Raw genomic sequence first — 8,999 nt, 5'->3', positions numbered from 1 at the left:
GCGGGGGTGCCGCCTACGCCGCCGGGTTTTGATCTTGGTGGTTCCTGGTCGACGTTGGGTCCTCTGTTTGGGGTGGGGTTACCAGCCTCTGGCTTTCCACTGGGGGAGGGCGGGGCGCTCGGCGCCCAGGGTGCTGTCCTTGCCGTGGCCCGGGTAGAACCAGGTGTCGTCCGGGAGTTGGTCGAACAGCTTGTGCTCGACGTCGGCGATCAGCGCCGCGAAGCGCTCCGGGTCCTTGTCGGTGTTGCCCACCCCACCCGGGAAGAGGCTGTCGCCGGTGAAGAGGTGCGGGGTTCCGGACGGGTCGCGGTAGAGCAGCGCGATCGAACCCGGGGTGTGCCCCTTGATGTGGATGACCTCCAGCGCGCAGTCGCCGATCGCCACCGTGTCGCCGTCGGCCAGCCGCTCCGCCTCGATCGGCAACCCCGACGCGTCATCGGCGTGCACCAACGCCCGGGCGCCGGTCTTGGCGACGACCTCCTCCAGCGCGACCCAGTGATCCATGTGCTGGTGGGTCGTCACCACAGCGGTGAGCCCACCGTCACCGATCAGTTCGAGCAGCCGCGGCGCCTCGTTGGCGGCGTCGATCAGCACCTGATCACCGGTGCCCGTGCAGCGCAGCAGGTAGGCGTTGTTGTCCATCGGACCCACCGACAGCTTGCTGATGGTCAGCCCGTCCAGCTCCCGGACCGCCGGTGCGCCGCCGTGCGTGACGTCTCCGCTGTATGTCATGACGTTTCTATATCCATTCCGGTGGAGTAGGCAGGGGACCGTCAGGGGTGACGGAGAGCGGGGAGCCGTCGGCGCGGCCGATCAGCCAGGCGGCGAGGTCGGGGGCGGGGCCGGCGACGATCGGGGCGTCCACGCGCTCCCCGATCACCACCTCATGCTCGCTGCCGTCGAGGCGCAGCACCATCGAGGGCGGTGTCGGCCCCATGGCGTGATGACTGGCCGCCTCCCGCAGCAGACGGTGGGCGAACGTCTCCGACCAGTCCGCGGCCCGGTAGTCGGCGGCCAGATCGAGGTGGTGCACCTCGATCTCCCGCAGCCGACCCCAGACCAGCAGCGCCGCCGGCCAGGGGCCCTTACGCGCCTGCACCGTCGCCGCCCAGGCATCGGCCGGCATCGCCGCGACCGCCTCGGAGAACAGGTCCGCCGTGCGTCGCAGGTCGTCCAGGTGCGCGGCCGGTGCCCGGCTCGAACCGGCTTCGATGTCCGCGTTGCGGGCGTCCAGCGAGGCGTACATCGGCAGCGCCGCCCCCGTGCGGGCCGCGGTGAGCAGGTTGACGAAGCCGTCGGCGTTGCGCGCCACATGCGCCAGCACGTGGCCACGCGTCCAGCCCGGCAGCAGCGACGCGCCGGCCAGGTCCGCGGCGTCGAAAGAAGCGGCGGTACGCAGTAGTCGGCTGGTGGCCGCATCCACCTCGCCCATCAGCAACAGCGGATCCGTTGTCACCCGTCGACCCTAGCGGTCCGCCGTCGCGCCGTCGCCGGGGAAATCGCTTTCGGCGCGTCGACGCGCGACCTACCGTCAGCGGCAGACGCGGCACCGGGACATCGGACGGAGGTGGTGATCATGCCGGACGTGGCACGCGTGTTCCGCCATCACCAGCTTCGACACCGATGAGGATGCCATGACGATCGATCTGACCGCCCTCGGCTGGGACGCCGAGCGGACGGCGTACGCCGCGCGCCGCGGTGAGCACCAGCCGGGTCGGGTGGCCCGGGTGGACCGGGGGGTCTGCACAGTGCTCACCGCAGTCGGCCCGGTCCGGGCCAGCCTGGGTGGGGCGGTGCTGACCGTCGCCGCACGGGACCCGTCCGCGCTGCCCTGCGCAGGGGACTGGGTGCTGCTCACCCACTGGCCGGACCGCCGCGTGACCGTGGAGGCGGTGCTGCCGCGACGGGGCGCGCTGATCCGGCGTACCGCCGGCAAGGACGCCAGCGGTCAGGTGCTGGCCGCCAACCTCGACGCCGCCGCCGTGGTGGAGCCGGTGCACCCCGAGCCGGACGTGGGCCGGATCGAGCGGCTGCTCTCCCTGGCCCACGAGTCCGGCGCCCGGCCGCTTGTCGTACTGACCAAGGCGGATCTCGCGGCCGACCCGGCCGCGCTGGCCCGCCAGTTGGCCGCGGTCGCCCCCGGGGTGCCGGTGCTGCCGGTCAGCGCCGAACGAGGCCTCGGGCTGGAACCGCTGCGCGCCGAGGTGACGCCCGGCCGCACGCTCGGCCTGCTCGGTCCGTCCGGTGCGGGCAAGTCGAGCCTGGTCAACGCCCTCGTCGGGGCGGTGATGATGCCCACCCAGTCGATCCGGCGGGTGGACGGCAAGGGTCGGCACACCACCACCTGGCGGGCCCTCGTACCCATCCCGGGTGGCGGTGCGGTGATCGACACGCCCGGTGTCCGGGCGGTCGGCCTGCTGGACGGCGCGGCCGGGCTCGACCGGGCGTTCGCCGACATCGCCGGGCTGGCCGAAGGCTGCCGGTACGCCGACTGCGGCCACGACGGCGAGCCGTCCTGCGCGGTCCGGGAGGCGCTGCACACCGGCGAGCTCTCCACCCGTCGGTGGGAGAGCTGGCGGCGGCTGCAGGGTGAGGTGGCCCACGAGAGCCGACGACGGGAGGCCCGGGTGGCGGCGGAGCGACGCGGAGGGTGGCGTTCGGCCCGGCGTCGGGCCGCGCGTCCGCCGGCGCCCGGCGGCTACTGACCGGGCCCCGCCGTCGCACGGCCGACAGGGCTTGCAGGCGCACTGTCGACATGGCCCGCCGTCGCACGGCCGACAGGGCTTGCGGGCGCACTGTCGACATGGCCCGCCGTCGCACGGCCGACAGGGCTTGCCGGCGGGGCGGCCGACCGGGCTGAGCTGGGGGAATGTGCGGGCGGGGGAAACTGTCATACCTCGGAGCTAGAGTTGCCGAGGCGTGTTTTCCGCGCCCGCACGACCGCTCAAGACCACCCAGAGCGGGACGAATCCTTCGCTTCATCTTCTCCCGGGAGTACACGCACTGTGGCCGACCGACTGATCATCCGTGGCGCGCGCGAGCACAACCTGCGTGACGTCAGTCTCGACCTGCCCCGGGACGCACTCATCGTGTTCACCGGGCTGTCCGGGTCGGGCAAGTCGAGCCTGGCCTTCGACACGATCTTCGCCGAGGGTCAGCGCCGCTACGTCGAGTCGCTCTCGTCGTACGCCCGGCAGTTCCTCGGCCAGATGGACAAGCCAGACGTCGACTTCATCGAGGGCCTGAGCCCGGCCGTCTCGATCGACCAGAAATCCACCTCGCGCAACCCGCGCTCGACCGTCGGCACCATCACCGAGGTCTACGACTACCTGCGTCTGCTCTACGCCCGCATCGGTGAGCCGCACTGCCCGGTCTGTGGTGAGCGCATCTCCCGGCAGAGCCCGCAGCAGATCGTCGACCGGGTCCTGGCCATGGCCGAGGGCACCAAGTTCATGGTGCTCGCCCCAGTGATCCGTGGCCGCAAGGGCGAATATGTCGACCTCTTCGCCGAGCTCCAGGCCAAGGGCTACGCCCGGGCCCGGGTCGACGGCGTGGTGCACCCGCTGACCGAGCCGCCGAAGCTCAAGAAGCAGGAGAAGCACACCATCGAGGTGGTGATCGACCGGCTCACCGTCAAGCCGAGCGCCAAGCAGCGGCTCACCGACTCGGTCGAGGCCGCCCTGGGCCTGTCCAGCGGCCTGGTTCTGCTCGACTTCGTCGACCTTCCCGAGGACGACCCGGACCGCGAGCGCCGCTACTCCGAACACCTGGCCTGCCCCAACGACCACCCGCTGGCCATCGAGGATCTCGAGCCTCGGGTCTTCTCCTTCAACGCCCCCTACGGCGCCTGCCCGGAGTGCACCGGCCTGGGCACCAAGAAGGAGGTCGACCCGGAGCTGCTGGTCCCCGACCCGGAGCGCAGCCTGCGTGAGGGCGCCATCCAACCCTGGTCCACCGGGCACAACCTGGAATACTTCCTGCGCCTGCTGGAGGCGCTCGGCGAGGCCCAGCACTTCGACATCGACACCCCGTGGCGGGCGTTGCCGGCGCGGGCGCAGAAGACGATCCTGCACGGCTCCGACGACCAGGTGCACGTGCGCTACCGCAACAAGTACGGCCGTGAGCGCTCCTACTACACCGGCTTCGAGGGCGTGGTGCAGTGGATCGAGCGCCGGCACTCCGACACCGAGTCCGAGTGGTCCCGCGACAAGTACGAGGGCTACATGCGCGACGTGCCGTGCGCGGCGTGCGGCGGTGCTCGGCTCAAGCCCGAGGTGCTCGCGGTCACGCTGGCCGGCAAGAGCATCGCCGAGGTCTGCAACCTGTCCGTGGGGGAGTGCGCCGACCTGCTCGCCGGCATCGAGCTGACCGACCGGCAGAAAATGATCGCCGAGCGCGTCCTCAAGGAGATCAACGCCCGGCTGCGGTTCCTGCTCGACGTCGGCCTGGACTACCTCTCCCTGGACCGCCCGGCCGGCACGCTCTCCGGCGGTGAGGCACAGCGCATCCGGCTGGCCACCCAGATCGGCTCCGGCCTGGTGGGCGTGCTCTACGTGCTCGACGAGCCGTCGATCGGGCTGCACCAGCGCGACAACCACCGGCTGATCGAGACCTTGATCCGGCTGCGCGGGCTCGGCAACACGCTGATCGTGGTGGAGCACGACGAGGACACCATCCGCACCGCCGACTGGATCGTCGACATCGGGCCCGGCGCGGGTGAGCACGGCGGCAAGATCGTGCACAGCGGCTCGGTGCCGGCGCTGCTGAAGAACAAGGAGTCGATCACCGGGGCGTACCTGTCCGGTCGGCGGTCGATCCCCACGCCGACGGGCCGCCGCCCGCAGGACCCGGCCCGCGAGCTGGTGGTGCACGGCGCGCGCGAGCACAACCTGCGCAACCTGACCGTCTCGTTCCCGCTGGGCCAGCTGATCGCTGTCACCGGGGTCAGCGGCTCGGGCAAGTCGACGCTGGTCAACGACATCCTGTACGCGGTGCTGGCCAACCAGATCAACGGCGCCCGCCTGGTGCCCGGCCGGCACACCCGGGTCTCCGGGCTGGAGCACGTGGACAAGGTCGTCGGCGTGGACCAGTCGCCGATCGGCCGGACACCGCGCTCCAACCCGGCCACCTACACCGGCGTCTGGGACCACGTCCGCAAGCTCTTCGCCGAGACCACCGAGGCGAAGGTGCGCGGATACGGCCCGGGGCGGTTCTCCTTCAACGTCAAGGGCGGGCGCTGCGAGGCGTGCTCGGGTGACGGCACCATCAAGATCGAGATGAACTTCCTCCCCGACGTGTACGTCCCCTGCGAGGTCTGCAAGGGCGCCCGGTACAACCGGGAGACCCTTGAGGTGCACTACAAGGGCAAGACCGTCTCGGACGTGCTGGAGATGCCGATCGAGGAGGCCGCCGAGTTCTTCTCCGCCATCCCGGCCATCCACCGGCACCTGAAGACCCTGGTCGACGTCGGCCTGGGCTACGTCCGCCTCGGTCAGCCCGCGCCGACCCTCTCCGGCGGTGAGGCGCAGCGGGTCAAGCTCGCCTCCGAGCTGCAGAAGCGCTCCACCGGGCGGACGGTCTACGTGCTCGACGAGCCGACCACCGGTCTGCACTTCGAGGACATCCGCAAGCTGCTGATGGTGCTGGAAGGGCTGGTCGACAAGGGCAACACGGTGATCACGATCGAGCACAACCTCGACGTGATCAAGACCGCGGACTGGCTGATCGACATGGGTCCCGAGGGTGGCCACCGGGGCGGCACCGTGCTCGCCACCGGCACCCCCGAGGAGGTCGCCGAGGTGGCCGAGAGCCACACCGGCGAGTTCCTGCGCCAGGTGCTCAAGCTCGACGGCAAGGCCAAGGGTGCGGCTGCCGCCACCACCCGGGCCGCCAAGGCCAACGGCGTGACCAAGGCGCGGGCCAGCCGTAAGGTGCCGGCCGCCGCACGCTGATCCTTCTGTGCGTGTTCGCGGGGCGGGGCGGGTCGGTTGACGACCCGCCCCGCCCCATTTGCCGGGTCGGACGAGTACCGAGATGAACCATCCGGCACAGTTGCCCGTGTGGAGAAGTGTGGCCGGCTATCGACCGGCAGCGGGCTAGAGAGAGGCGAGGCATGAGTGACGATCAGGCGCTGACCGGTCCGGGTACGCAGACACGTCGTACCCTGCTCACCGGCGTCGGGGCGGTCGGCGCGGCCGTCGTCCTGGCTGCCTGCGGCAGCGACGACGGCGGCAGCGGCAGCGGCGCACCCACCAGTGGTGGCCCCGCAGTGCCCAGCACCGGTGACGCCGGCGGCGGCGACCGGCAGAACGCCCAGTCGTTGGCCACCACCGCCGACATCCCGGTCGGAGGGGGCAAGGTCCTCGCCGCCGAAGGTGTGGTCATCACCCAGCCCACGGCCGGTCAGTTCAAGGGCTTCAGCCCGATCTGTACGCACCAGAACTGCCCGGTGACCAACGTCGACGGCGGCACCATCAACTGCACCTGCCACGGCAGCAAGTTCTCGATCGAGGACGGCTCGGTGAAGGCCGGCCCGGCCACCAAGCCGCTGCCACCCAAGGACATCAAGGTCACCGGCGACCAGATCTCGCTGGCCTGATCCGAAGCGGAGCCGGCGGGCTGGCCCGGCCGCACGCTGAGCGGCCGGTCGGCCCGACGTCGCAGGATCGACTCACGTCTCGGAAGTCGGTGTGTCAGCGGTGTGCCGACACCCCGGCTTCCGGGGCGCCGAGTGGATCACGCCTGCGGTGGGCTGTCGGTGCTGCGGACTAGGCTTGTCGGCGTGGCTGACCCCTCGACCTACCGCCCCGCACCCGGCACCATCCCGGAGCTACCGGGGGTCTACCGCTTTCGCGACGGCACCGGCCGGGTGATCTACGTCGGCAAGGCGCGAAATCTGCGCAGCCGACTCAACTCCTACTTCGGCGACGTCTGGAACCTGCACGAGCGCACCCGGCAGATGGTCACTACCGCCGAGTCGGTGGACTGGATCACCGTCGGCACCGAGGTCGAGGCGCTCCAGCAGGAGTTCACCTGGATCAAGCAGTACGACCCCCGGTTCAACGTCCGCTACCGCGACGACAAGTCGTACCCCTATCTCGCCGTCACCCTCGACGAGGAGTACCCCCGGCTCCAGGTGATGCGCGGCGCCAAGCGCAAGGGCGTGCGTTACTTCGGTCCCTATTCGCATGCCTGGGCCATCCGGGAGACCCTCGACCTGCTGCTGCGGGTCTTCCCCGCGCGGACGTGCTCCGCCGGGGTGTTCAAGCGGGCCGGCCAGGTCGGTCGTCCCTGCCTGCTGGGCTACATCGGCAAGTGCTCGGCGCCGTGCGTCGGCACCGTCTCCGCCGACGAACACCGGGCCATCGTCGACGGGTTCTGCGACTTCATGGCCGGGCGCACCGACACCATGGTCCGCAAGATCGAACGTGAGATGACCGAGGCGAGCGAGCAGCTGGAGTTCGAGCGGGCCGCCCGGCTGCGCGACGACGTGGCCGCGCTGCGCCGGGCCATGGAGAAGCAGACAGTGGTGCTCGGCGACGGCACCGACGCGGACGTCGTCGCGTTCGCCGACGACCCGCTCGAGGCGGCTGTGCAGGTCTTCCACGTCCGCGACGGCAGGGTCCGTGGCCAGCGCGGTTGGGTGGTGGAGAAGACCGAGGACCTGACCACCGGGGACCTGGTGCACCACTTCTGCACCCAGGTGTACGGCGGCGAGCACGGCGAAGCCGACGTGCCTCGGGAACTGCTGGTCCCCGAGCTGCCCGCGGACGCCGACGCGCTGGCCGAGTGGCTCTCCAACCACCGGGGCAGTCGGGTGTCGCTGCGGGTGCCGCAGCGTGGCGACAAACGCTCACTGATGGAGACGGTGGAGCGCAACGCCAAGGACGCGCTGGCCCGGCACAAGCTCAAGCGCTCCGGCGACCTGACCACCCGGGGCAAGGCACTGGACGAGATCAGCGAGGCGCTGGGCATGGGCACCTCGCCGCTGCGCATCGAGTGTTTCGACATCTCCCAGATCCAGGGCACCGACGTGGTCGCCAGCATGGTGGTCTTCGAGGACGGGTTGCCCCGCAAGAGCGAGTACCGGCGGTTCATCGTCCGGGGCGCCACCGACGACCTCTCCGCGATGTCAGAGGTGCTCCGCCGCCGCTTCGCCCGCTACCTCGACGCGAGAGCCGAGACGGGCGAGGTGGGCGTGGAGTCGGCCGACGACACGGCCGCCCCCCAGGACGCGGCCGAGCCCCAGGTCGGCGTCCTGATCGATCCGACCACCGGCCGGCCACGAAAATTCGCGTACCCGCCGCAACTGGTGGTCGTCGACGGCGGCGCCCCACAGGTCGCGGCCGCCGCGCAGGCCCTCGCCGACCTGGGCATCGACGACGTGGCCCTGTGCGGGCTGGCCAAGCGGCTGGAGGAGGTGTGGCTTCCGGACGACGAGTTCCCGGTCATCCTTCCGCGCACCTCGGAAGGGCTCTACCTGCTGCAACGGGTGCGTGACGAGGCCCACCGGTTCGCCATCACCTTCCACCGGCAGCGCCGCTCCAAGCGGATGACCGAGTCGGCGCTGGACCACGTACCCGGCCTGGGCGAGGTGCGTCGCAAGGCGCTGCTGCGGCACTTCGGCTCGCTCAAGCGACTGTCGGCCGCAACGGTTGAAGAGATCACCGAGGTGCCTGGTGTGGGTCGGCGCACCGCCGAGGCGATCCTGGCCGCCCTGGACACGGACACGAAGGCCGGCGACGGCGCCGAGGCGAAGCCGAGCACCTGAACACTGCCACCGGCTGCCCGACTGCCCGGCTGCCCGGCTGCCCGCCCGCCCGGCTGCCCGCCCGGCTGCCCGCCCGCCCGGCTGCCCGCCCGGCTGCCCGCCCGGCTGCCCGACTGCCCGGCTGCCCGCCTGCCCGGCAGGCGGGCAGCCGGGCGGGCAGCCGAGATCGGAAGAGCACACGGCCGGACTCCAGTGCCGTCCGCACACGTCGTCTGCCGTCGTCTGCTTG

The 8,999-nt window shown here is 71.2% G+C and carries 6 protein-coding genes; 4 read left to right on the top strand and 2 right to left on the bottom strand.

Annotated elements, in window-relative coordinates; translation table 11 throughout:
- Positions 1-78: 78 nt before the first annotated feature.
- Positions 79-732, bottom strand: coding sequence for an MBL fold metallo-hydrolase (locus MED01_RS32080; RefSeq protein WP_238672203.1), 654 nt, complete (start codon positions 730-732; stop codon positions 79-81).
- Positions 733-739: 7 nt separating this feature from the next.
- Positions 740-1,456 (bottom strand): maleylpyruvate isomerase family mycothiol-dependent enzyme, encoded by a 717-nt coding sequence (locus tag MED01_RS32075; RefSeq protein ID WP_238672202.1) that lies wholly within the window; start codon positions 1,454-1,456, stop codon positions 740-742.
- 178 nt (positions 1,457-1,634) lie between these two features.
- Between MED01_RS32075 and rsgA the strand changes: the two genes are divergently transcribed.
- The 4 genes from rsgA (at position 1,635) to uvrC (ending at position 8,770) form a co-directional block, all read left to right on the top strand.
- A complete protein-coding gene (gene rsgA, locus MED01_RS32070) occupies positions 1,635-2,705 on the top strand; it encodes a ribosome small subunit-dependent GTPase A (RefSeq protein ID WP_238672201.1) in 1,071 nt (356 codons plus the stop codon).
- Between the two features lie 300 nt (positions 2,706-3,005).
- Positions 3,006-5,951, top strand: a complete 2,946-nt coding sequence (uvrA, locus tag MED01_RS32065) for an excinuclease ABC subunit UvrA (RefSeq protein ID WP_091408018.1) — start codon at positions 3,006-3,008, stop codon at positions 5,949-5,951.
- A gap of 161 nt (positions 5,952-6,112) precedes the next feature.
- Positions 6,113-6,598: a Rieske (2Fe-2S) protein gene (locus tag MED01_RS32060; protein WP_238672200.1), complete on the top strand. Its 486-nt coding sequence runs from the start codon at positions 6,113-6,115 to the stop codon at positions 6,596-6,598.
- A gap of 183 nt (positions 6,599-6,781) precedes the next feature.
- Positions 6,782-8,770 (top strand): excinuclease ABC subunit UvrC, encoded by a 1,989-nt coding sequence (gene uvrC, locus MED01_RS32055; RefSeq protein WP_238672199.1) that lies wholly within the window; start codon positions 6,782-6,784, stop codon positions 8,768-8,770.
- Positions 8,771-8,999 lie beyond the last annotated feature (229 nt).

Source organism: Micromonospora alfalfae (assembly GCF_022230925.1).
Lineage (GTDB): Bacteria > Actinomycetota > Actinomycetes > Mycobacteriales > Micromonosporaceae > Micromonospora > Micromonospora alfalfae.
Note: the sequence above shows the minus strand (reverse complement) of the source record. Positions and strands in the feature narration are given on the sequence as shown.